Below are 24,438 nucleotides of genomic sequence, written 5' to 3' on the forward strand. Positions count from 1 at the left end.
CGAGGAACCAAAAATGAAAACTGCCTTTACCCGCATCGCCCTGGCCACCGCCTGCCTGACCTTCGCCGGCCAGCTGCTGGCCGCTGAACCCAAGCGCCCCGAATGCATCGCCCCGGCCAAGCCCGGCGGCGGCTTCGACCTGACCTGCAAGCTGGCCCAGAGCGGCCTGAAGGACGAGGGCCTGCTCAAGGCCCCGATGCGCGTCACCTATATGCCCGGCGGCGTCGGTGCAGTGGCCTACAACTCGGTGATCGCCCAGCGCGCGGCGGACCCAGGCACCATCACCGCCTTCTCCAGCGGTTCCCTGCTCAACCTGGCCCAGGGCAAGTTCGGCCGCTACGACGAAACCGGTGTGCGCTGGCTGGCCGCCGTGGGCACCGACTACGGCGCCATCACCGTGCGCGCCGACTCGCCCTTCCAGAACCTGGATGACCTGGTCCAGGCCCTGAAGAAAGACCCGAGCAGCATCGTCTTCGGCGCCGGTGCCACCATCGGCGGCCAGGACTGGATGCAGACCGCCCTGATCGCCCGCCTGGCCGGTATCGACCCGAAAAACCTGCGCTATGTGGCCTTCGAAGGCGGCGGCGAAACCCTCACTGCCATGCTCGGCGGCCATGTCCAGGTCACCTCCAGCGGCCTGGGCGAAGTCACCCCGCAACTGGCGGCGAACAAGGTGCGCATCCTCGCCGTGCTGTCCGAGGAACGCCTGCCCGGCACCCTGGCGCAGATCCCCACCGCCCGCGAACAGGGCTACGACATCACCTGGCCGGTGATCCGTGGCTTCTATATGGGCCCGGAAGTCAGCGACGAGCAGTACAACTGGTGGAAACAGCAGTTCGACACCCTGCTGGCCAGCGAGGACTTCGCCAAACTGCGTGAGCAGCGCGACCTGCTGCCCCTGGCCGTGACTGGCGACGAACTGCAGGCCCTGGTCTTCAAGCAGGTTGAAGAATACAAGGCCCTGGCCGGCGAATTCGGCCTGATCCAGTAAGCGGTTTCCTTGCCCCCTGTAGGAGCCAGCTTGCTGGCGATCCGCCATCTGGAATCGCCAGCAAGCTGGCTCCTACAAAAAAACGGCATCGCATGCACTCATAACCTCTGAGGTAATCCTCTATGTACGTTCGCCTGTTTGCCGCGAGCTGGCTGCTGCTGTGCGCCTGTCTTGCCGTGCTGGCCTGGGGTTTCCAGGCACCTTTCGCCTATGACCCGGTGGGCCCGCGGGCCTATCCCCTGCTGCTGCTCACGCTGATGGCCGCCGCCAGCCTGTGGCTGCTGTGCAAGCCCGATCTGCTGGAGCAGCGTTTCAACCCCCAGGCCGCCGGCCGCGCCCTGCTCTGCGTGCTCACGCTGCTGGCCTACGCTCTGTTGTTCGAGGTGCTGGGCTTTGTCATTGCCACTGCCCTGGCCGCCTTCGTCCTCGGCCTGCTGTTTACCGGCCGCCTGCTGCCCTGCGCCATCAGCGGCCTGCTGATGGGCGTGCTGCTCTACAGCCTGTTCGACCTGTTGCTGGATGTGCCCCTGCCCCTGGGCCTGTTCGAAGCCTTTGTGGAGAGCTGAAATGGAAACCCTGAATTTTTTAATGCAAGGCTTTGATGTCGCCACCCGCCCGACCAACCTGCTGGTGGCGCTGTTCGGCGCCTTTGTCGGCACCGTGGTGGGCATGCTGCCGGGCCTGGGCCCGATCAACGGCGTGGCGCTGCTGCTGCCGCTGGCCTTTGCCCTCGGCCTGCCGCCGGAAACCGCGCTGATCCTGCTCGCCGCCGTCTACCTGGGCTGTGAATACGGCGGACGCATCTCCGCCATCCTGCTCAACGTGCCGGGCTGTGCCGCCTCGGTAATGACCTCCCTGGACGGCAACCCCCTGGCCCGTCAGGGCAAGGCCGGCATCGCCCTGTCGCTGTCGGCGATGAGCTCCTTCGTCGGCAGCACGATCGCCACCTGCGGCGTGATCCTGTTCGCCCCGCTGCTGGCCAAGTGGGCCGTGGCCTTTGGCCCGGCCGAATACTTCGTGATGATGATCTTCGCCATCGCCTGCCTCGGCGGCATGGTCGGTGACAAACCGGTGAAAACCCTGATGGCCGCCCTGATCGGCCTGGGCCTGGCCACGGTCGGGGTGGATTCCACCACCGGGGTGTACCGCTTCACCTTCGGCAGCGTCAGCCTGTCCGACGGCATCCAGTTCATCATCGTGGTGATCGGCTTCTTCAGCGTCAGCGAAGTGCTGCTGATGCTGGAGAAAACCCACAGCGGGCAACAGGCGGTCAAGGCCGGCGGGCGTCTGCTGTTCAACTTCAAGGAGTTCTGCTTCACCTTCGCCACCATGGTGCGCAGCGGCCTGGCCGGTTTCGTTATCGGCACCCTGCCCGGCGCCGGCGCCACCATCGCCAGCGCCATGACCTATATGAGCGAGAAGCGCATGGCCGGCGCCAGCGGCAAGTTCGGCGAAGGCGATCTGCGCGGCCTGGCCGCGCCGGAAGCGGCCAACAACGCCTCGGCCTGCGGCTCCCTGATCCCCATGCTGACCCTCGGCGTGCCGGGCTCGGGCACCACCGCGGTGATGATCGGCGCCCTGACCCTGTACAACATCACCCCCGGTCCTTTGCTGTTCGAACAGCAACCGGATGTGGTCTGGGGCCTGATCGCCTCACTGCTGATCGGTAACGTGATCCTGCTGGCGATGAACATCCCCCTGGTCGGGCTGTTCTCCAAGATGCTCAGCGTGCCCAACTGGGTGCTGGTGCCGGCCATCACCGCGATCAGCATGGTCGGTGTCTACGCGGTGCACAGCACCACCTTCGACCTGGTGCTGATGATCGGCCTCGGCGTGTTCGGCTATATCCTGCGCAAGCTGGACTTCCCCCTGTCGGCGATCATCCTCGGCTTCGTCCTCGGCGAGTTGATGGAAGACAACCTGCGCCGCGCCCTGTCGATCTCCGCTGGCGAACTGAGCATCCTCTGGAGCAGCCCGATCAGCCTGTGCCTGTGGGGCCTGACTGCGCTGATGCTGGGCATGCCGGCCCTGCGCAAGTGGCGCGCCCGTCGCAGCGCCCAACCGGCCAATGCCTAAGCACTGGCATCCGGCCCACTGGCCCAGCTGGTGGGCCACCCCCCTGGTCGGCCTGGCCGGGGGCTACCTGGCCAGCCTGCTCGGCTGGCCTTTGCCCTGGCTGATCGGCGCCCTGCTGGCGGTCATCGCCGCCCGCTGCAGCGGCTGGCTGATCACTGAGCTGCCGGGCGGGCGCAAAGGCGGGCAATGGCTGGTGGCCAGCGGCATCGGCCTGCACTTTACCAGCGAGGTGCTGGCCCAGGTGCTTAGCCACCTGGCGCTGATTCTCAGCGCCGCCATCGGCACCAGCCTGCTCAGCCTGATCGGCATCCTGATTTTGCGCCGGGCCGGGGAAAATCGCGCCACCGCCTTCTTCGCCAGCATGCCGGGCGGTGCCAGCGAGATGGTCAACCTGGCCAACCGAAACCAGGCGGAACCGGCCAAGGTGGCCGCTGCCCACAGCCTGCGCCTGCTGCTGGTGGTGCTGCTGGTACCGGCGCTGTTTACCTGGGGCCTGGCCCCGATCGAGGCGCCCGCCCCCGCCGCCGTTGACTGGCCCTGGCTGGCCCTGCTGCTGCCGGGTGGCGCCCTGCTGGCCTGGCTATGGGCTCGATTCGGCCAACCCAACCCCTGGATGCTCGGCCCGCTGACCCTGTGCGCGGTGGCCAGTGTAAGCTTCGACCTGCACCTGGGCCTGCCCACCTGGCTCGGGCAGACCGGGCAATGGCTGCTCGGCTGCGCCCTGGCCTGCCACTTCGACCGCCGCTTCTTTCGCAGCGCCCCGGCCTTTCTCGCCCGCATCCTGCTGTTCAGCCTGCTGGCCATGCTCGCCGCCGCACTGTTTGGCTACGGCCTGGGCGCGCTGGCCGGGGAAAATCAGCACGCGCTGATGCTCGGCATGATGCCCGGCGGCATTACCGAACTGTGCCTGAGCGCCGAAGCCCTGCAGCTGTCGGTGGCCCTGGTCACCGCCGTGCAGGTGCTGCGCCTGTTTCTGGTGATGTTTCTGGCCGAACCACTGTTTGCCTGCTGGCAGCGGCGTCGGGCAGATTTTTAGCGGATATGTCCAGGGCCGCCCAAAGGCTCATGTCTGGCGTAAGCTCGGGGCTTCTTGTGTAGAGGCACCGAGCATGGGATGGCAGCCCGTCAAAACCGGTCTGATCCTGCTGCTGCTGACCAGCCTGCTGGTCGCCTGCAGCCGGGTTGATCTGGCCTACCGCAACCTCGACCGCCTGATTCCCTGGCGTCTGGACCACTACCTGGCCCTCGACGCCGAGCAGAAGCGCTGGCTCAAGCCGCGCCTGCAAAACCAATTGCAATGGCACTGCAGCGCCGAGTTGCCACGCTATATCGACTGGCTGCAGCGCAGCGAACAGCTCTTTCGCGCTGACCCCAAGCCGCAGCAGCTGCTGGCCCAGTTCGCCGAGTTCGATAGCGCCATTGATCGCCTCTACCGGCAGATCACCTCGGACGCCATCGAGCTGCTGCAGGGGCTAAGCCCCGCGCAGGTCGAGCATCTGCGTCAGGCCATGGAAGAGCGCAATCAGGAAGATCACCAGGACTATATCGAGCCGCCAGCCGCCACCCTGCTGAGCCAGCGCACCACGCGCATGGAAAAACGCCTGCGGCCCTGGCTGGGCAAGCTGAACGCCACGCAAAAGGCCCATGTGCAGACCTGGGCGCAGCGCCTGGAAGGCCAGAGCCCGCTGTGGCTGGACAATCGCAGGCACTGGCAAGCCCTGCTGCTGGAAGCCCTGCAAAGCCGGCAGCAGGCAGACTTTGCCGAGCGTCTAAAACCGCTGTTGGAAGAACGCGAACGCTTCTATACCGAGCCCTACCGCCAGGCGGCGAGTAACTCCCGCCAGGCCCTGGCCCAACTGTTCAGCGACCTGCTGGCCAGCGCCGAGCCCGAGCAACGCCAGCGCCTGAGCAAGCGTCTGGCCGATCTGCGCGAGGATCTTGAGGGACAGCGCTGCGGGTAAGGTGCGCCGTGCGCACCGATCATTCGCAACCCTTATGGGTGCGCACAGCGCACTCTACTCCCACCAGGCAAGCCCTGCTAACTCAGTTCCGGCAAGCGCCAATCGATAGGCGCCAGCCCATGCTGGTCGAGAAACTTGTTGGTGCGGCTGAAATGGCCATTGCCGATAAAACCGCGATGGGCCGACAGCGGCGAAGGATGCACGGATTTCAGCAACAGGTGCTTGCTGCTGTCGATCAGCCCGGCCTTGCCCTGGGCATGGGCACCCCAGAGCAGAAACACCAGATGATCGCGCTGCTGGCTGACCACCTCGATCACCTTATCGGTAAAGGTCTGCCAGCCAATCTTGGCATGGGAGCCGGCGTTGCCCTGCTCCACCGTCAGCGAGGTATTGAGCAGCAGTACCCCCTGCTCGGCCCAGTGCTGCAGGTTGCCGTGATTGGGCATATCGATATTCAGGTCACGCTTAAGCTCTTTATAGATATTCACCAGCGACGGCGGCGTCTTCACCCCCGGCTGCACCGAAAAGCACAGGCCATGGGCCTGGTCCGGGCCGTGGTAGGGGTCCTGGCCGATAATCACCACTTTCACCTGGTCCAGCGGCGTGGAGTTGAGCGCATTGAAGATCAGCGGCCCTGGCGGGTAGATCACCTTGCCGGCTGCCTTCTCCGCCCGCAGAAAATCCCCCAGCTGGCGCATATAGGGCTTGTCGAATTCTTCGTGCAAAGCCGCTTTCCAGCCTGCTTCGAGTTTGACCTTATCGGCGGCGCTCATGCCTGAATCCTGCTTATATCAACGGAGACGGCACGCTAAGGAAGGGATCAGGGCAAGTCAAGGCGAATGCTGTTCGACTTGGCTGTCAGGCTTGCCGCTTGCACGCAACGAGATAAAGACAGGCACAGCTAGCTAGTAGCAAGGGACTCATGACCTATACATTCACCACGAGCCATACGGGATGCCGTGTTGTTCGATGTACGCCTTGGCAGCGGGCTTTAACGAACGATGCCTCCCCTTCGACATCCCTTGGTATGGCCCTTTTGGCTCAACTTCAGCTTGAACGCGAAGGACTTCTGAGCCTTTGAAGCAGGAACCACTAACCCGCAGCTTTACGATACCACCAGGCGCCAGACCGATAACGACTGCATCTCGATATGCGGATTGCCGTCCACCCATGACGCATTCAACCTCTTCTTGCTGAAGCATTAAGTTGCGAGCTGACTCGGGGATTTCCAGCGTCGCTCGATAGGTTTGCGGTTCAGACAAGGATTGCCAGCGGATAAATATGCTTTGGGGAAGCTCCAGTTGACTCATGTACTTCCCAGAGCCCATACCGATTTTTGCAGGCCACCCTGATACTTCGCCCGTACTGGAAACGGTGCCAGACATCGCTTGGGTGGCGGTAATTCCATGAACATCCGTAACGTCGGCGGTCTCTAACCAAATATCCATGTGTTCAGGTGTAAAGAAGCCCAGATGCCAGGCTTTGTAAGGTAGCTGCGGCCTACTGTGCGTCTCGGTACCGCTACAAACTCCAGGAACTTGACTAAGTAAAACGACAGCAAGTAGCAAACACTTCATGGGCTATGCACTACCACGAACCATACGGGATGCCGTGCTGGTCTATATAAGCCTTCGCTGCGGGTTCAAGTGGTAAAGCATATTGCCCATCGCTTTGCCCTTGGTCAGGTCCCTTTGGTTCAATTTCAGCCTGAACACGCAAAACTTCAGAGCCTTTGAAGCAGGAACCACTAACCCAAAGTTTTACGATACCACCAGGCGCTAGACCGATAACGACTGCATCTCGATAAGCGGACTGCCGTCCGCCCATGACGCAGTCAACCTCTTCTTGCTGAAGCATTAAGTTGCGAGCTGACTCGGGGATTTCCAACGTCGCTCGATAGGTTTGCGGTTCAGATAGAGACTGCCAGCGGACAAATATGCTTTGGGGAAGCTCCAGTTGACTCATGTACTTCCCTGAACCCATACCGATTTTTGTAGGCCAGCCTGATACTTCGCCCGTGCTGGAAACGGTCCCAGACATCGCTTGAGTGACGGTGATACCACGAGCATCTGTTACATCGGCGGTTTCGAGCCAAATATCCATATGCTCTGGGGTAAAGAAACCTAGATGCCAGGCTTTGTAAGGTAGTTGCGGTTGGCGCAGGTAACAGGCTTTGTGATCCCCCATATCCCGGATCAAGCAATGTTTGCCGATAGCCAGGGGCACGCTTTTGAATAATTCAGCTACATCAGAGTGCCCTTCGGCAGTCAGGGTGACCGTGTCTTTATTTCGTTGCCAGTGGCCTTGAACACGGCCATCTAAGTTGCCATAGGCAAAGGTTGCCTCGAAGCGGCCTTTGTCTTTCAAGACCAGTGTGGAGCCTGTTTCTCGTGCGCCTTGCAGCACATAGCGGCCAGCTAGCTCGGTGGCCGGTTTCGCGCTTGCTAGTAACGGAATAAGGGTTAGCAGAATAAAGAGGTAATGCTTCATAGCAGGGTTACCGAATCTGGTTTGTTCGGGTGGATGGTACGCTGCCCGTCTCTTGTTGGGCGATTGACGAAGTGAACGCTCAATGCGCCACTCTCACCGGGGTACACATTCCAGTGCGCCGCTTGGTGCAGGAAATGGGCGTAGAGTAAATCTTGCTCTTCGAACTCAAGATTTAATGGCGTCTTGCCCTGGGCGTAGGCCATCAATTTATCCGCAATAAGAGTTAGCTCCACAGGTAGCCGTAGCTCACTTGTATTAGGGATTGGCCGAAGTGGTGTCCCGGTGTCTTTAGCCAAGGCATGCATGATGCGCAAGGGAATGCGCCCATATTCACCACGCACTTTTCGCTCAAGTTTTACTTGGGCATAAATCACTTTTCGGCGGCCAGGATTGTCGGTGGAACGTACTTGTCTCCAGTCGATAAATAGCTTGCCATTAGGATGGACTAAGTCGATCAAGCCCCGTTGCAACCAGGACTGAAGAGCTTGGCTGGCTTGCTTCCAGGCTTGGCTTTCTTCATTGGGCAAGCGGTTATCAATTTCATCGCGGAAGGGGCGAGTTAGAAACAGTTTTTCCTCTGCTTCCAGTGGGTAGTTGCCGCCAATGTCGCCATGCGAGCCGGGCAGGACGATTTCGGTAAAGTTTGGCTGGGTACTGTTGAGCGAAAAGTTATGGCGGTACTCGTCGCCTGCCACCAAGTGGATTACACGCTTTGCACTGTCTTTGGCCAAATGCAATTTGAGGTCACCGTTCTGGTCATCGTTCACGTCCCACCCGTCACTCAGGCCGCCGATGGCTGCAACAGTGTCAAACAACCCGACGAGAGTCACTTGTATGTCCTGACCAAACCGCCAGGCAAAGCATCCGGTTAGCGGCGTTTTAAACTTGCGCATAGCTTGGGCTAAAAGTGACGAGCCTCCCCGTTGAAGGTCATTGACGAAATGGCGGGCGGCGGCAGCTCCTCGACTGAAGCCAAAAACATCAATTTCGATGCTGGCAATTTGCTTGTAGGGATTTAAATCGAAGAAGGTTTTTAGTGCGTTTGAGCACCTCTCAGCACTGGCCTCTACTTTGGCTATGACCCCGGTATCACCAGCACCAAGAGCCATATCTGGGAACTGCTGATCAGGTTGATCTGTTCTTGTGCCGACACCCTCAATATAGATGCGCAGCTCAGCTTTTTGCTCAGTATCAGCAAGCCTTCTCGTTACATCATCGCCGTATAAATCATGCAGCCGGGCAATGTTAGTCCGCTCCCGTGCATAGCTACTCATTGGGTCCATCTGATGAGGAGGGCAGTAATCCAGAAGGGCTTGTTCATCGGCTGCATCGTAACCAAGTTGGTTGGCGCGGCATTGAGCCCCCAGTGCAACGTTGGAAGCATTGTCGCCGGTTCCATCGAAGAAGAAGCCCACGCGCAAGGTAATGCCCTGCTGCGTTTGTTCTTCCAGTTCTTCCTCCTCGTCCTCTTCTTCAAGGCCAAGTGGCGCGGGGTCGCCAGGTTCTTCCTGCCAGGTTCGCGCGAGAGTGTCAGTGAGCGGGGCTAAGCTATTCGGAGCACTTGTGCCTGACGCATGTGCTGCGCCGCTACCTATCGCCAGCGCTACCGGCGCACTGAACGCGGCGGCATTGTGGGTCGTACCGATCAGTACAGTCCCCGAGCCACCAATCACGACATTGCCATGGCTGCCGATGCTGCCAAGGGTAGTGGCGGGCATTCCATTGATTAGTACGTTCGGAATTACATTGCCTACGAGAGCACCGCCACAGGCGGAGCTATCCCCCTGGCGCGCAGCACTCAGGTTATCGAACAGGACGTTCGGCGAACCGCTGGCAATCGGATTGACGCCATGACCAGGGATCGGGCAGGCCGTTGGGTCTGATAGACGTGCGGCGGGTTTTCCGCTCATGTGCACACTCCTTGTGAGTCACTCGCTTCTCGCGAGTCGAGCATCCTTGAATTCGAGTTAGGTGCCCCACTTCGGGGCTGGTGCGAATCCTAACCTGCACCCTATGTGCAATGTCTTGCGCAGTCGGCCACAACACTAAGCACCGCACATCTTCAGCCTAAAGATGCGACCAGACTAAGGGACGTATGTATAGACAGGGAAACGATGGCCAAATCACTTCACCCCTAACAACCGCTTTGCCGGAAGTAGCCATTTCTTCGTGACACATGCCTGACTTACCCCCGATGCAGCGCCCGGTAATGACTGGGCGCCATACCCACCACCTTGCGAAATAGCCGCGAGAAGTAATAGACGTCCTCATAACCCAGTTGCTCCGCCACCTGGCGGATGCTCTGCCGGCCTTCGTCGAGCAGGCGGCAGGCGTGGGCCATTTTCAGCTGGATAAAGTCCTGAATCGGCGCATGGCCGGTCAGGGCGCGGTAGGTTTTGGCAAAGTGAAAGCGCGACAGCTTGAACTGCGCCGCCAGCTCGTCCAGGTTCAGGTTGTCGTGCAGATGGGCGCGCATCACCGCCTGCACCGCGTCCACATCCAGCACCCGCCCGGATTTCAGGGTGGCCCGCGCCGGCAGCACCGCCAGGGAGGTCAGCAGCACCTGCAGCTGATGGGCGGCGTGGATAAAGTGGGCCAGGTTCAGGCCCTGTTTACGCAGGTTAAGCAGCGCATCGAACTCGGCCAGCAGCCGTGGCTGCACGCCGATGCGCCAGAGCGGTCCCGGCCCCAGGGGGTTGAGAAAGTCCGTCACCAGCTCGCCATCGAAATGCACCCAGTACAGGGTCCAGGGTTTGTGCGCATCGGCGCCATAGGCGTGGGCAGCGCCCTTGGGCAGCAGCAGCAGATCACCACCGCTAACAGCTAATCGTCCATCCCCCGTTTCCAGCCAACCCTGGCCGGCGCGGCAGTAGATCAGCAGATGATCCTCCGGCTGGGCGCGCTGCATCAGGTGGCCCAAGGCGTCGGGGTAGAAGCCCAGGGCCAGGGGGTAGCAGCCCGCCGTCAGCGCATGCTTGGCCAGCAGGCGACGCAGCCTGGGCGGGGTGATAAAGCGCACGCCGTTGGCCGGCAAGGGCCAGTTGGAGGTATGGATATCGGCCTGCATAGGAACGCCTGAAGAGCCCGAAGTTGATCCGGATAAGGGTCAAAGAGAGATTTATGACTCAATAGTCAATCCCAAGATAGTCCATCGTCAGACCAAGATCGTCAATCCACAAAGCCGCGCCAGGCGTCTATAACACTGACAAAACAACAACCACTCCCGTGGAGACAACGATGGCCAAGGCAATCCCGCAACTGATCGACGGTGAATGGCGCGAAAGCCGCGCCCGCGAATTTATCGAAGTCACCGACCCGGCCACCCAGGAAGTCCTGGCGCTGGCACCCAAGGCCACCGCCGAGGAGATCGAAGCGGCGATTGCCAGTGCCAAGGCAGCCTTTGTCACCTGGCGCGAGGTGCCGGTGTCGGATCGGGCGCGGGTGATGCTGCGCTACCAGCATCTGCTCAAGGAACACCATGACGAGCTGGCGGAGATTCTCGCCGGGGAAACCGGCAAGACCCTGGCCGATGCCAAGGGCGATGTCTGGCGCGGTATCGAGGTGGTGGAGCAGGCCTGCAATATCGCCAGCCTGATGATGGGCGAGACCATGGAGAACGTCGCCCGCGATATCGACACCGCCAGCTGGATTCAGCCGCTCGGCGTATGCGTGGGCATCACCCCGTTCAACTTCCCGGCGATGATTCCGCTGTGGATGTTTCCCCTGGCCATCGCTGCCGGCAACACCTTTATTCTCAAGCCTTCGGAGCAGGACCCACTGACCCCCAATCGCCTGACCGAGCTGTTTATCGAGGCCGGCGCGCCCAAGGGCGTGCTGCAGGTGCTGCACGGCGCCCGCGAGGTGGTCGACAGCCTGCTGACCCACCCGGATATCCGCGCCATCTCCTTCGTCGGTTCGGTTCCGGTGGGCCAGCATATCTACCGCACCGGCACCGCTCACTTGAAGCGCGTGCAGGCGTTTGCCGGGGCGAAGAACCATATGGTGATCATGCCCGACGCCAATACACAGCAGGTGCTGAGCAACCTGGTCGGCGCCAGTTGCGGCGCCGCCGGGCAGCGCTGCATGGCGATCAGCGTGGCGGTGTTTGTCGGCGAGTCGAAGCAATGGATCGACGAGCTGCAGGCGCAGATGGCCGATCTGCAACCCGGCTACTGGACCGATGGCCACGCCGCCTTCGGCCCGCTGATCAGCCAGCAGGCCAAGCAGCGCGTGCTGCGCCTGATCGCCGAGGGCAAGGCCGAAGGCGCCCAGTGCCTGCTGGATGGCTCGCACTGCACCGTCGAGGGCTACCCCAACGGCAACTGGGTCGGCCCCACCCTGTTCCGCGGCGTAACGTCCAAGATGGGCCTGTACCGCGAGGAAATCTTCGGCCCGGTGCTGGTGTGCATGGAGGTCGACACCTTGGAAGAAGCCATCGAACTGGTCAACGCCAGCCCTTACGGCAACGGCACCTCGATCTTCACCCGCTCCGGCGGCGCGGCGCGGCATTATCAGCACGCGGTGGAAGTCGGCCAGGTGGGCATCAACGTACCGGTGCCGGTGCCGCTGCCGTTCTTCTCCTTTACCGGCTGGAAGGGCTCGTTCTATGGCGACCTGCACGCCTACGGCAAACAGGGCGTACGCTTCTTTACCGAGACCAAGACGGTGACCAGCCGCTGGTTTGATGAGGACTCGGTGGCCGGGGCGAATATGACTATTCAGTTGAAGTAAGAACTGGCCCTCTATTGACGCACTGCAATACCCGGTCCCTTAGACCAAAAGACAATGCCTCCCTGCGCGCCGGGGCCTCACAGTCGGCCCCGGCACACCAAAAAACATGGAGGATTGCGATGAAAAAACTGACTGCCAGCCTGGCCCTGTGGGCCGGGATCACCGCCGTTGCACAGGCTGCCGAGCCCATCACCCTGGGGCTCAACTACCCGCGCACCGGCCCTTATAAGGAAGAAGGCTTGGCCCAGATGCGCGGCGCCCTACTGGCCATCGACGAGCTCAACGAGCGCGGCGGCGTGCTCGGCCGGCCCCTGCGCCTGTCCAGCCGCGACACCGCCTCGCGCCCGGAGAAGGCCGTGCGCAATGTCGACCGCCTGGCCGCCGAAGGCGCCGCCATGCTGTTCGGCGGGTCCAGCAGCGCCGTGGCCATCGCCGCCAGCAAGCGTGCGGCCGAGCGCGGGTTGCTGTACTTCGGCACCCTCACCTACTCCAATGACACCACCGGCAAGGACGGCCACCGGCATATGTTCCGCGAATGCAACAACGCCTGGATGAGCGCCCGCGCCCTCGGCCAGTACCTGAACAAGGAGCTGCCGAACAAGGATTACTTCTACGTCACCGCCGACTACACCTGGGGCCACACCACGGAAAGCTCCCTGCGCCAGACCACCGGTAGCGAAGCGCTCGGCCAGCACCCCGGCGTCAAGGTGCCCTTCCCCGGCGCGCGCATGGCCGACTATCACAATGCACTGACCCAGGCCGCCGCGAGCAAGGCGCAGATTCTGGTACTGGTGCTGTTCGGCGAGGACCTGGTGCGCGCCATGCGCATCGCCCAGGACCTGGGCCTGACCAAGCGCATGCAGATCGTCGCGCCCAACCTGACCCAGCATATGGTCGAGCAGGCCGGTCCCGGGTTGATGCAGGGCGTGCTGGGCACCGAACCCTGGACCTGGCGCGTGCCGGCCCTGGAGAAATCCGAGCGCGGCCAGGCCTTCGTCGAGCAGTTCAGCCAGCGCTACCAGATGTACCCGTCCAGCTCAGCCGCCTCGGCCTACAGCATCGTCCAGCAGTGGGCCGATGCCGCCGAACGCACCAAGAGCCTGGACAGCCAGGCGCTGATCAAGGCCCTGGAAGGTCACAGCTACAGCCTGCTCAAGGATCAACAGCAGTGGCGCGCCTTCGATCACCAGAACCTGCAGACCGTCTATGTGGTGCAGGTCAAACCCCGTGCCGAGGTGATGAAGGATCCGTTCAAACAGGACTATTTCGCCATCGTCGATCGCCTCGACGCCTCCCAGGCAGCCCCCAGCCTTGCCGAATGGCAGGCCGAACGAAAGGCCGCCGGACAACCCCCGACCCTGCAATGAGGACTTATGGACTTCGAACTCAGCGATGAACAACGCCTGCTGGTAGACAGCGCCCGCGCCTTCGCCACCAAGGAGCTGGCGCCTTATGCCGCCGACTGGGACCGTGACCATCACTTCCCGGTGGAGGTGATCAAGCGCGCCGCCGAACAGGGCTACCTGGCCCTGTATATCAAGGAAGAAGACGGCGGCCTGGGCCTGTCCAGGCTGTCCTCATCGCTGATTTTCGAGCAGCTGGCGGCGGGCTGCATCGCCACCACGGCCTTTCTCACCATCCACAATATGGCGTCATGGATGCTCGCGTCCTTCGCCGATCAGGCCCTGAAGGATGCCTGGCTACCGCGTTTGACCAGCGGCGAGCTGCTGGCCTCCTACTGCCTGACCGAGCCGGATGCCGGCTCCGACGCCGCCAACCTGCGTACCCGCGCCCGCCGTGACGGCAACGAGTACGTGATCGACGGCAGCAAGTGCTTTATCTCCGGCGCCGGAAGTACCGATGTACTGATCGTGATGGCGCGCAGCGGCGAAGATGGCGCCAAGGGGGTGTCCTGCTTCCTGGTGCCGGCCGATGCCGAGGGTGTGAAGTACGGTCGCAACGAACTGAAGATGGGCTGGCGCGCCCAGCCTACCCGCACCATCAGCTTCGAAGGCGTGCGTATCCCCGCTGGCAACCGCATCGGCCCCGAGTGCCAGGGCTTTGTCTACGCCATGAAGGGCCTGGACGGCGGGCGGATCAATATCGCCAGTTGCTCCCTCGGCGCCGCCCAGGCGGCGCTGGAACAGAGCCTGCGCTATGTGGAGGAACGCAAGCAGTTCGGCAAGCCGCTCAGCGCCTTCCAGGCCCTGCAGTTCAAGCTGGCCGATATGCTCACCGAGCTGACCGCCAGCCGGCAGATGGTGCGCCTGGCCGCGCACAAGCTGGACCAGGGCCACGGCGAAGCCAGCCTGTACTGCGCCATGGCCAAGCGTTTTGCCACCGACCACTGCTTCACGGTATGCAACGAGGCCTTGCAGCTGCATGGCGGCTACGGTTATCTCAATGACTATCCGCTGGAGCGCTGGGTGCGCGACAGCCGCGTGCACCAGATTCTGGAAGGCACCAACGAGATCATGCGGGTGATCATTGCCCGCCGCCTGCTCGATCAGGGCGGCATGCTGGATCGCTTGCTGTAAGAACCCGCATAGGATTTGCTGCGCGTCGGCCCTGCTGCGTTAAAAACAGGCTCGGAATGCTCATGTACAAAAGTACACTCCGCTTCCTCGCCTCTTTTTGCCTTGCATGGCTCTAGCTCGCTAAATCCTTAATAGCTCCTAAGCAATTGCAGAAACGAGGACGTTTATGAGCACTGCCATCGAACCCTACAAGCCCGGTGTATTCGACCTGACCCACAAGCTCACCGTGGAAAAGCACGGCCATACCGCGCTGATCACCATCAACCAGCCGCCGGCCAACACCTGGGACCGCGACTCGCTGATCGGCCTCAAACAACTGGTCGAACACCTCAACCACGACGATGACATCTACGCCCTGGTGATCACCGGCCAGGGCGGCAAGTTCTTCAGCGCCGGCGCCGACCTCAAGCTGTTTGCCGATGGCGACAAGGCCCGCGCCCGGGAAATGGCCCGGCGCTTTGGCGAAGCCTTCGAGGCGCTGCGCGATTTCCGCGGGGTGTCGATTGCCGCAATCAACGGCTACGCCATGGGCGGCGGCCTGGAATGTGCCCTGGCCTGCGATATCCGTATCGCCGAGCGCCAGGCCCAGCTGGCCCTGCCGGAAGCCACGGTGGGCCTGCTGCCCTGCGCCGGCGGCACCCAGCACCTGAGCTGGCTGGTAGGCGAAGGCTGGGCCAAGCGCATGATTCTCTGCGGCGAGCGGGTGGATGCCGAGACGGCTCTGCGCATCGGCCTGGTCGAGCAGGTGGTCGACAGCGGCGAGTCCCGCGGCCATGCCCTGCTGCTGGCGGCCAAGGTGGCGCGGCAGAGCCCGGTGGCGGTGCGCACCATCAAGCCGCTGATCCAGGGCGCCCGCGAACGCAGCCCGAACAGCTGGCTAAGCGAGGAGCGCGAGCGCTTTGTCGACCTGTTCGACGCCGACGACACCCGCGAAGGGGTCAACGCCTTTCTGGAAAAACGCGACGCCCAGTGGCGTAACAAGTGATCCGTAGGGTGGATGTCGCTTTTTACATCCACCAGAACCGCATGCGGTGGATGGTTAAAACGCCATCCACCCTACGATGGAACCGCCCATGAACGTGCAATTCGAAGAACGCCCCGCCCAGCAGGGTATGCGTATCGGCATCGCCAGCCTGGATGCCGAGAAGAGTCTCAATGCCCTGTCCCTGCCGATGATCGAGGCCCTGGCCGACCGTCTCAAGACCTGGGCAAATGACCCGACCATCGCCTGCGTGCTGCTGCGCGGCAACGGGCCCAAGGCCTTCTGCGCCGGCGGCGATGTGGTGCAGCTGGTGCAGCAGTGCCGCGAGCACCCGGGGCAAATTCCGCCCCTGGCGCGGCGTTTCTTTGCCGACGAATACCGCCTGGACTACCTGATCCACACCTATCCCAAGCCCTTTATCTGCTGGGCCCATGGCCATGTGCTGGGCGGCGGCATGGGCCTGATGCAGGGTGCGGCCATCCGTATCGTCACCCCCAGCAGCCGTTTGGGCATGCCGGAGGTGAATATCGGCCTGTACCCGGATGTCGGCGGCAGCTGGTTCCTCGCCCGCCTGCCGGGCAAGCTCGGTCTGTTCCTCGGTCTGACTGCCAGCAGCATCAACGCCACGGATGCCCTGGACCTGAACCTGGCCGACCGTTTTCTGCGCGACGACCAGCAGGACGCCCTGATCGAAGGCCTGGCCCAGCTCAACTGGCAGGCGCAAACCCAGCTGCAGCTGCATAGCCTGCTCAAGGCTCTGGAGGCCGAAGCGCGCAGCGAGTTGCCCCAGGCTCAGTGGCTGCCGCGCCGCGCGCAGATCGACGCGCTGCTGGATGTGGCCGACCTGCCCCAGGCCTGGCAGGCCATCGCCGCTCTGCATGGCGACAGCGACCTGCTGCTGGCCCGCGCGGCCAAAACCCTGGCCGGCGGCTGCCCGCTGACCGGGCACCTGGTCTGGGAGCAGATCCGCCGCGCCAGGCAACTGTCCCTGGCCGAGGTGTTTCGCATGGAATATGCCCTGAGCCTGAACTGCTGCCGCCACCCGGAATTCCCCGAAGGCGTGCGCGCCCGTCTGATCGACAAAGACCAGACACCGCGCTGGCACTGGCCGGATGTGGCGAATATCGCGGACGAGGTGATCGAAGCCCACTTCGCCCCGGTCTGGGACGGTGAGCATCCCCTGGCAGATCTGTAGGGTGGATGACGTTTTTTTCATCCACCAATAACACACCAGCCGGTGGATGGATGAAGCGCCATCCACCCTACGTCCGGCGCACCCTACGAGGAGAACAATAACAATGTACCAGATCGCGTTTATCGGCCTCGGCCATATGGGCCTGCCCATGGCCCGCAACCTGCTCAAGGCCGGCTTCGCCCTCAAGGTATTCGACCTGGTCCAGGCGGCCATGGATGAGCTGGCAGGCGAAGGTGCCCTGCCCACCAGCAGCGCCGCCGAGGCGGCCGCGGGCGCTCAGGTGGTGGTCAGCATGCTGCCGGCCAGCCGCCATGTGGAAGGGTTGTACCTGGGCGCTGACGGCCTGCTGGCCAGGCTCAAGCCCGGCACCCTGGTGCTGGAATGCTCCACCATCGCCCCGGAATCGGCGCGCAAGGTGCATCAGGCGGCTAGCGCGCGCGGCATCGCACTACTCGACGCGCCGGTATCCGGCGGAACGGCTGGCGCGGCGGCGGGCACCCTGACCTTTATGATCGGCGGCGAAGCGGCCGCACTGGCAAAGGCCCGTCCGATCTTCGAAGCCATGGGCAAGAATATCTTCCACGCCGGCCCCGATGGCGCAGGGCAGGTGGCCAAGGTGTGCAATAACCAGGTGCTCGCCGTGCAGATGATCGCCACCGCCGAGGCCATGGCCATGGGCGTGGCCAATGGCCTGGAGCCGGCGGTATTGGCCGAGATCATGCGCCAGAGCTCGGGCGGCAACTGGACACTGGAGAAGTACAACCCCTGGCCCGGGGTGATGGAAAACGCTCCCGCCTCCAAGGGCTACAGCGGCGGCTTTATGGCCGAGCTGATGGCCAAGGACCTGGGCCTGGCCCAGGAAGCCGCCCAGCACAGCGGCAGCAGCACCCCCATGGGCGCCCTGGCCCTTCAGCTGTATCGCCTGCTGCTGAAGCAGGGCAAGGGCAAGCAGGACTTCTCGGTGGTGCAACAGCTGTTTGTCGAATAGGTCGACGTAGGGTTCGCCGTGCGCGCCAGGGAAACCCAGCTGCACCTTGGTGCGCACAGCACACCCTACAGCGCCGCATCCTAGCGCTCGCGCAGGGCCTCGGCGCGGGCGCGGATAATCGGCTTGAGCAGGTAGTTGAGCACGCTCTTCTTGCCGGTGATGATATCCACCGACGCCACCATGCCAGGGATAATCAGCAGCGGACTTTCCTCGGTGCCCAGATGGCTGCGTTCAGTGCGCAGCTTGATCTCGTAGAAGCTGTTGCCCTCATCGTCGGTTACGGTGTCCGCACCGATCTGTTCCAGCTCGGCCTTGAGCCCGCCATAGATGGTGTAGTCATAGGCGGTGAATTTGACCATGGCCTCCTGCCCCGGATGCAGAAAGGCAATGTCCTGTGGGCGAATACGCGCTTCCACCAGCAGGTTGTCATCCAGCGGCACGATCTCCACCAGGTCGCTGCCGGGCTGGATCACCCCGCCGATGGTGTTGACCAGCAACTGCTTGACGATCCCCCGCACCGGCGAGGTGACCAGGGTGCGGTTGACCCGATCCTCCAGGGCCTTGCCGGTGGACTGGATCTTGCTCAGCTCGGTGCGCGCCTCATTAAGCTCGGCCAGGGCATCACTGCGAAAGCGCCCGCGAGTCTCATCGATCTTGCGCTCCACTTCCTTGATCGCCGACTCGGCCCGGGGAATGGCCAGGGTGGTGGCCTCCAGCTGACCACGGGCTTCGACCTCGGAACGCTTGAGGCGCAGCACCTCCACCTGGGAGATCGCGCCCTGGGCCACCAGGGGCTCGGACATCTGGATCTCCTGACGCAGCAGGCTCAGGCTGTTGCGAAACTGCCCTTGCTTGGAGACAAACTCGCGCAGTTCCTGCTGACGCTGGATCAGTTGCTCCTCCAGCCCCGCCACTTCATCCAGCAACTGCTGCTTGCGGCTATTGAACAGGGCTATCTCGTTATCGGCCTGCCCCGGCGCCTTCTGCCGCACCTCATCGCTGACCACCAGTTCACGTTCCTGCACCTCGGCACTCAGGCGTTCTACCCGCAGCAACAAGGCCAGACGGTCGGCCTCGGTTTCGCCAACATTGGAGGCGAAACGGGTGTCGTCCAGGCGCAGCAGCGGATCACCCGCCTCGACAATCTGCCCCTCGCGCACGAACAGTTCGGCGACGATGCCACCTTCCAGGTTCTGGATCTTCTGCAGGCGCGAGGACGGGATGGCCTTGCCATCGCCACGGGTCACCTCATCGACCACGGCGAAGTGGGCCCACAACAGGCAGAACACCACAAAGGCGATCAGACTCCAGATGGTCAGGCGGATCACCCGTGGCGCATCTTCGATCAGCGCCTTGCTGACTTCGGGCAGAGGCTCGTCGCCAATGGCATCGCGGCTGCCGAAGTAGGCGCCAATGGCCTGGCGCAAGCCCTTCTCAGAGGTATTAGCTGACACTGATCTGCCCCTTCTTCAAGGCTTCCATCACGCTGCCCTTCGGCCCGTCGGCGATGATCTGCCCACGGTCGACAATGATCAGTCGATCCACCAGGCTGAGCATGGAGGCCCGATGGGTCACCAGCAGCAGGGTCTTGTTGCCGATCACCTTGCCCAGGCGCTGCTTGAGGCGCTCCTCGCCGGTGTTGTCCATGGAGCTGGTGGGTTCATCGAGCAGCAGGATCGGCGGGTCGAGCAGCAACGCCCGAGCCAGGGCGACGTTCTGCCGCTGGCCGCCGGAGAGGTTCTGCCCACGCTCGCCCACCTGCAGCTCATAGCCCTTGGGATGCAGGCGGGCAAACTCATGCACGCCCGCCAGCTCGGAGGCTTGCAACACCAGTTCGTCCTCGACGTAACGGGCACCGGATACCAGGTTGTCGCGCAGGGTGCCGGAAAACAGCTGAATGTCCTGGGGCACATAACCGATGTTGTAGCGCAGGTCGCTGACGTCCAGCTGACGCACGTCGATACCATCGACCAACAGGCTGCCGCCGTCGGGCTGATAAAGACCGACGATCAGCTTGGCCAGGGAGCTCTTGCCCGAGCCGCTGCGGCCGATGATGCCGATCTTCTCCCCGGGGCGGACCACCAGGTTGACCTTGTGCAGGGCCGCCTGCTGCTGCTCCGGATAGTGGAACTCCACCTGGCGGAACTCCACCGCGCCCTGCAACGACTGGCGCTTGAGCGGGCGCTCGTCTTCGTGACGCTCCTGGGGCAGTTCCATCATCTGATTGACCGAATCCAGAGTCACCTTGGCCTGCTGATAGCGGGTCAGCAGCCCGGAAATCTGCGTCAGTGGCCCCAGCGCGCGGCTGCTGAGCATATAGCAGGCGATCAGCCCACCCATGCTCAGGTTGCCGGCCATGATTTGGTAAACCCCGAGGACGATCACCACCACCCCGGCCAGTTGCTGCAGCAGCATGGTCGAGTTCATCGCCAGACTGGAGAGCATGCGCGCACGCAGCTCCAGGCGCCCCAGGGTGCCGATGGTCTGTTCCCAGATGTACTGACGCTCACTCTCGGCGTTGTTGACCTTGACCGCATCCAGCCCGGCCAGGCTCTCGATCAGGCTGGACTGGCGCTCGGCCGCCAGGGCCATGGTGCGCTGCATGGTATCGGCCAGGGGCTTTTGCAACAGCCAGCCGATCAACGCCACCAGGGGGAAGGCTAGGATCGGGATCCACACCAGATGGCCGCCAATCATGGCGATCACCGCCAGAATCAACAGGGTAAACGGCAGATCGATAACACTGGCCAGGGTCAGCGAAGCGAGAAAATCGCGCAGACTCTGAAACTCATGGATGTTCTGCGCGAAGCTGCCGACCCGCGCCGGACGGAACTTCATGGCCATGCCGACGATGCGCTCGAACAGCGTGGCGCTGATGATCAGATCGGTCTTCTTGCCGGCCAGATCCAGGCACAGGCCACGCAGGGTTTTCAGCAGCAGATCGAAAAAGAACACCCCGGTGATGCCGACGGCCAGCACCCACAGGGTGGCCTCGGCCTGGTTGGGCACCACACGGTCGTAGACGTTCATGACGAACAGCGGCGTGGCCAGACCGATCAGGTTGATCAGAAAGCTCGCCGCCACGGCATCGATATACAGCCAGCGTGAGCGCTTGAGGGTGTCGCGAAACCAGGAGGCAGCGCGGGGGACCAGCTCACCGCGATTGAAGTCGAACTTGTGCAGCGGCTGGGCGAAGAACACCTGGCCGCTGTAGTCCTTGGCCAATACATCGGCATCGACCCTGACCTCGCCGCCCTCGCTTTCACTGGGCATGATGCGAGCACGACCCTGCTCATCCCAGCCCAGCAGCAACGCACTGCGGCCATCCTGCAAGAGCAACAGGGCCGGCATGGCCAGTTCCGGAATACGCTGCAGGCCACGACGCAGCCAGCGCCCCTGCAAGCCTGCGCGCGCCGCAGCCCGGGGCAGCAACTCGGGACTCAGGCGCTGCTCGGGCAGCGGCAGCCCCGCGGTGAGCATGGCCCGGCTGACCGACTTCTGGTGCAGGCTGCACAGCGACAGCAGGCTGTCGAGCAATGGATCATCGTAGCGATCCCGGGGATCGCTACGGTTCTGGGTCTGACTGATGTCGACGGTCACCGGGTCTCACTCATTTCAGGCGGCACTCAGTTACAAGGCGGGCAGGCTGACCCTGGCCTTGACCTCATCCAGCGGTGCGGCCGCCATCGGCGCGACCACACCCTGGCTCTTGAGCAGGGAGCCCATGGTGGCCTTGATCCGATACTGAGTAAACAGTTCGGTGTAGCGCACCTCCTCCAGGCGGCGCGAGGCAGTGAACAGCTCGTTCTCGCTGTCGAGCAGATCCAGCAGAGTGCGATCGCCCAGCTGGAACTGCTGCTGGTATGACTCGCGCACCCGGGTGCTGTAGTCCACATACTGCTGGGCGATGGGCAGTTGCTGACGAGCGTTTTCCAGGGCATTCCAGGCCAGGCCCAGATCCTCGATCAACACGCGCAGGGCATTGTTGCGGATGTCCATGGCCTGGTTGGTCTGGTAGGCCTTGGACTGCAGGTCGGCCTTGTTGCTGCCACCGGCGAACAGGTTGTAGCGCATGTTCAGCATCGCCTGCCAACCCGTGTTGTGACCGGCCGTGCCGTCGAGGTTGTTGTCAATGTTCTGCTCCAGCACCACATCGAAGCGCGGGTAGAAACTGGACTTGGCCGCCGCATACTGCTGCTCGGTGGCCTGCACGTCGGACTCGGCCGAACTCAGATAGGGGTTGTTGGCCAGCATTTCCTCGCGGGCCGCCTGCAGGCTCTGCGGCAGCATGCCAGCCAAGCCCTGAGGCATGCTCAGATCGCGGGCCTCGCGACCGACCAGGCTGAAATAGTTGACCTGAGCGTCGGCCAGGTTGGTCTGCTCGGTAATCAGGTTGTTGCGCGCCTGGGCCAGACGGGCTTCGGCCTGATCCAGATCGGCGGTACGCCCTACCCCACTCTGACTGCGCAAGGTGATCTGATCATAGATACGTTCATGACTGAGCAGATTGTCTTCGGCCAGACGCACCAGTTCCTGGCGCTTGAGCACTTCTATATAGGCCTGGGCCACGCTCAACCCGGTGCGCTCGCTGGTGCCCAGCAGCTCATAAGCGCGGGCATTGACCGTGGCCCGCTGGCGCCCCACTTCGCTTTGCGTGGCAAAACCATCGAACACCATCTGCTGCAGGCGCAGCGTCGACTCGCCACGGGTCAGGGTTTCGGTGTTGTGGGTAGCACCACGGGTGCCAGGGCTGTCGGTGTATTCGCGACCATAGCCGGCCAGCACATCCACCTGCGGCAGGTAACCACCCCGGGCCGCCTTCATCTGCTCCTCGACAGACAAACGCGCATGGATACCGGCCTGAACCTCCGGATGGGCCTCCAGAGCGCTTTGCATGGCTTCAGTAAGAGTCTGGCCGTGGGCCGCGAGGGATACTGCAAAAGCGAGGGGAAGAACCGCCAGGAAACGCATTGAAAAAAGTTCCTTCTCAAGTCGGGGAAGACCCGTTCTACATGAAGTGAGGACAACCTGCAGGCACGCACAGGCACATCCGCGGGGCTCTGGAATGGGGGCCGTAACCTCTCATCAGCCAGCCGTCAATATCAAAGTGACATCGCGGGCGGCATTCTTTATGATCGCGACCAAGCGGTCAATAGATTGGCATAGCGGTAATTCCCAAAAGGAATAAGCCAATTTTATGGCGACGTAATTTTGTCGCGCGACCCATAAGAATTTGAACTAAAAGCTTTACTCGCCTTGCCCATACCCTAAGTCCGAGTACATGGAGTCGTATCTATGAGCAACATCGCCGCCATCGTTAAGAATCTTGTAGGCCAAGTCTTCGCCGTCTCCCTCGACGGCCTCAAGCGTCAAATCTTCGAAGGCGAACGCCTGCTCGGCGGCGAACAGGTCATGACCGGCCTGGGCGGCGAAGTCACCCTGCAACTGGCTTCGGGCGAGGTTATTAATGTTGCTCAGGGCAGCAGCTGGCAGGCGCCGACAGCGGACGAGGACACCGGCGAAGCCGCTGTCGATTCCGACCTTGAACAGGCCCTGGCCGCCGGCTTCGACCCCACCACCGACCTTGAGGCCACCGCTGCGGGCCCAGGCGCCGGCGGCGGCGCGGGTGGTGGCGCAGGTGGCGGCCATAGTTTTGTGATGCTGGACACCGTGGGCGGGCAGCTGGATCCGACCATTGGCTTTGAAACTTCCGGCCTGGGAGTTAGAGGTAACGGGCAGGATGAACTGCTTAGTTTGGGCGGCGATGCCGACGACACCGCGTTTACCGACATTACTCCACCACCAGCACCGACACTGAACTTGCTGGTAGATAGCGGTCTGGCCGGCGACCTGATCACCAACAACGGCAACTACAGTGTCGGCGGCATCGAACCCGGCGCCACCGTTGAATACAGCACAGACGGCAGCACCTGGAGCACCACGCTTCCGGTAGCCGAGGAAGGCCCGAATACCATTTTTGTGCGCCAGACGGATGGTGCGGGCAATACGTCGCCGAGTAGCAGCCTGAGTTTTGTACTCGACACCCTGGTCGCTGCGCCAATCATCAGCCTGACCACCGACTCCGGCAGCAGCAATACCGATGCGATTACCAACAACGGTGCCTACAGCGTCAGCGGCACCGAGCCTGGCGCCCTGGTCGAGTACAGCACCGACGGCAGCACCTGGAGTACCACCGCTCCCACCACCGTCGAAGGCAGTAACAGCATTCAGGTCCGTCAGACCGATGTCGCCGGCAACACCTCGGGACCTTCTACACTTACATTCACTCTGGATACAACTCCGCCCGTGATTCCGGTGGTCAACACTCAGGTCACCAACGACACCACCCCGGTCATCACCGGCAGCGCCACCCTGGGCGCCGGCGAGACCCTGACCGTCACCGTCAACGGCGCGACCTACACCAATGTCCCTGTCGATGGCAGCGGCAACTGGAGCCTCGACACCGGCACCGCCACGCCGGCTTCCG

General features: G+C 62.5%; 20 protein-coding genes. 12 read left to right on the plus strand and 8 right to left on the minus strand.

Going from position 1 to position 24,438, the window contains the following annotated elements; genetic code table 11:
• Window positions 1-13 precede the first annotated feature (13 nt).
• From GJV18_RS14285 to GJV18_RS14305, 5 genes are all read left to right on the plus strand, one after another.
• The gene (locus tag GJV18_RS14285; RefSeq protein ID WP_160346732.1) at window positions 14-991 is read left to right on the plus strand and encodes a Bug family tripartite tricarboxylate transporter substrate binding protein; all 978 of its coding nucleotides are present in this window, start codon (window positions 14-16) and stop codon (window positions 989-991) included.
• Window positions 992-1,113: 122 nt separating this feature from the next.
• Window positions 1,114-1,557, plus strand: a complete 444-nt coding sequence (locus GJV18_RS14290) for a tripartite tricarboxylate transporter TctB family protein (RefSeq protein ID WP_160346733.1) — start codon at window positions 1,114-1,116, stop codon at window positions 1,555-1,557.
• Between the two features lies 1 nt (window position 1,558).
• Window positions 1,559-3,067, plus strand: a complete 1,509-nt coding sequence (locus tag GJV18_RS14295; protein ID WP_160346735.1) for a tripartite tricarboxylate transporter permease — start codon at window positions 1,559-1,561, stop codon at window positions 3,065-3,067.
• Window positions 3,060-4,103: an AbrB family transcriptional regulator gene (locus tag GJV18_RS14300; RefSeq protein WP_160346737.1), complete on the plus strand. Its 1,044-nt coding sequence runs from the start codon at window positions 3,060-3,062 to the stop codon at window positions 4,101-4,103. Before GJV18_RS14295 ends, GJV18_RS14300 begins: the two co-directional genes overlap by 8 nt.
• A gap of 73 nt (window positions 4,104-4,176) precedes the next feature.
• A complete protein-coding gene (locus GJV18_RS14305; RefSeq protein ID WP_160346739.1) occupies window positions 4,177-5,028 on the plus strand; it encodes a DUF6279 family lipoprotein in 852 nt (283 codons plus the stop codon).
• Between the two features lie 77 nt (window positions 5,029-5,105).
• Here the strand turns inward: GJV18_RS14305 and ung are convergent, their stop codons facing one another.
• The 5 genes from ung to GJV18_RS14330 form a co-directional block, all read right to left on the minus strand.
• Entirely contained in the window at window positions 5,106-5,801 is a 696-nt protein-coding gene (ung, locus tag GJV18_RS14310; protein WP_160346741.1) for a uracil-DNA glycosylase, read from the minus strand.
• 162 nt (window positions 5,802-5,963) lie between these two features.
• On the minus strand, window positions 5,964-6,605 hold the full coding sequence (locus tag GJV18_RS14315) for a DUF2931 family protein (RefSeq protein ID WP_160346743.1): 642 nt from the start codon (window positions 6,603-6,605) through the stop codon (window positions 5,964-5,966).
• A gap of 10 nt (window positions 6,606-6,615) precedes the next feature.
• On the minus strand, window positions 6,616-7,518 hold the full coding sequence (locus GJV18_RS14320) for a DUF2931 family protein (RefSeq protein WP_160346745.1): 903 nt from the start codon (window positions 7,516-7,518) through the stop codon (window positions 6,616-6,618).
• Window positions 7,515-9,428 carry a phospholipase effector Tle1 domain-containing protein gene (locus GJV18_RS14325; protein WP_160346747.1) on the minus strand — a complete coding sequence of 638 codons (1,914 nt, stop codon included), beginning with the start codon at window positions 9,426-9,428 and terminating at the stop codon, window positions 7,515-7,517. Before GJV18_RS14325 ends, GJV18_RS14320 begins: the two co-directional genes overlap by 4 nt.
• Window positions 9,429-9,703: 275 nt before the next feature.
• On the minus strand, window positions 9,704-10,585 hold the full coding sequence (locus GJV18_RS14330) for an AraC family transcriptional regulator (RefSeq protein ID WP_160346749.1): 882 nt from the start codon (window positions 10,583-10,585) through the stop codon (window positions 9,704-9,706).
• 170 nt (window positions 10,586-10,755) lie between these two features.
• Here GJV18_RS14330 and GJV18_RS14335 point away from each other — a divergent pair, with 170 nt between their 5' ends.
• The 6 genes from GJV18_RS14335 (at window position 10,756) to mmsB (ending at window position 17,951) form a co-directional block, all read left to right on the plus strand.
• Complete coding sequence (locus tag GJV18_RS14335; protein WP_160346751.1) at window positions 10,756-12,249, plus strand: CoA-acylating methylmalonate-semialdehyde dehydrogenase; 1,494 nt, start codon at window positions 10,756-10,758, stop codon at window positions 12,247-12,249.
• A 119-nt stretch (window positions 12,250-12,368) separates the two neighbouring features.
• Entirely contained in the window at window positions 12,369-13,616 is a 1,248-nt protein-coding gene (locus GJV18_RS14340) for an ABC transporter substrate-binding protein (protein WP_160346753.1), read from the plus strand.
• A gap of 6 nt (window positions 13,617-13,622) precedes the next feature.
• Window positions 13,623-14,786 carry an acyl-CoA dehydrogenase family protein gene (locus tag GJV18_RS14345; RefSeq protein ID WP_160346755.1) on the plus strand — a complete coding sequence of 388 codons (1,164 nt, stop codon included), beginning with the start codon at window positions 13,623-13,625 and terminating at the stop codon, window positions 14,784-14,786.
• Between the two features lie 166 nt (window positions 14,787-14,952).
• Window positions 14,953-15,771: an enoyl-CoA hydratase gene (locus GJV18_RS14350; protein WP_160346757.1), complete on the plus strand. Its 819-nt coding sequence runs from the start codon at window positions 14,953-14,955 to the stop codon at window positions 15,769-15,771.
• 88 nt (window positions 15,772-15,859) lie between these two features.
• The gene (locus GJV18_RS14355; RefSeq protein WP_160346759.1) at window positions 15,860-16,963 is read left to right on the plus strand and encodes an enoyl-CoA hydratase/isomerase family protein; all 1,104 of its coding nucleotides are present in this window, start codon (window positions 15,860-15,862) and stop codon (window positions 16,961-16,963) included.
• A gap of 103 nt (window positions 16,964-17,066) precedes the next feature.
• On the plus strand, window positions 17,067-17,951 hold the full coding sequence (mmsB, locus tag GJV18_RS14360) for a 3-hydroxyisobutyrate dehydrogenase (protein WP_160346761.1): 885 nt from the start codon (window positions 17,067-17,069) through the stop codon (window positions 17,949-17,951).
• 80 nt (window positions 17,952-18,031) lie between these two features.
• On the opposite strand, the gene GJV18_RS14365 is transcribed toward mmsB, so the two are convergent.
• The 3 genes from GJV18_RS14365 to GJV18_RS14375 are packed head-to-tail and all read right to left on the minus strand — an operon-like array spanning window position 18,032 to window position 22,922.
• Window positions 18,032-19,378: an HlyD family type I secretion periplasmic adaptor subunit gene (locus tag GJV18_RS14365; protein WP_218572134.1), complete on the minus strand. Its 1,347-nt coding sequence runs from the start codon at window positions 19,376-19,378 to the stop codon at window positions 18,032-18,034.
• A gap of 16 nt (window positions 19,379-19,394) precedes the next feature.
• On the minus strand, window positions 19,395-21,551 hold the full coding sequence (locus GJV18_RS14370) for a type I secretion system permease/ATPase (protein WP_160346765.1): 2,157 nt from the start codon (window positions 21,549-21,551) through the stop codon (window positions 19,395-19,397).
• Window positions 21,552-21,581: 30 nt separating this feature from the next.
• Window positions 21,582-22,922, minus strand: coding sequence for a TolC family outer membrane protein (locus tag GJV18_RS14375; protein WP_160346767.1), 1,341 nt, complete (start codon window positions 22,920-22,922; stop codon window positions 21,582-21,584).
• A gap of 324 nt (window positions 22,923-23,246) precedes the next feature.
• Between GJV18_RS14375 and GJV18_RS14380 the strand changes: the two genes are divergently transcribed.
• The coding region (locus GJV18_RS14380) for a retention module-containing protein (RefSeq protein ID WP_160346769.1) at window positions 23,247-24,438 on the plus strand (1,192 nt) is incomplete at its 3' end.

Source organism: Pseudomonas xionganensis (genome assembly GCF_009763245.1).
Classification (GTDB): Bacteria; Pseudomonadota; Gammaproteobacteria; order Pseudomonadales; family Pseudomonadaceae; genus Aquipseudomonas; species Aquipseudomonas xionganensis.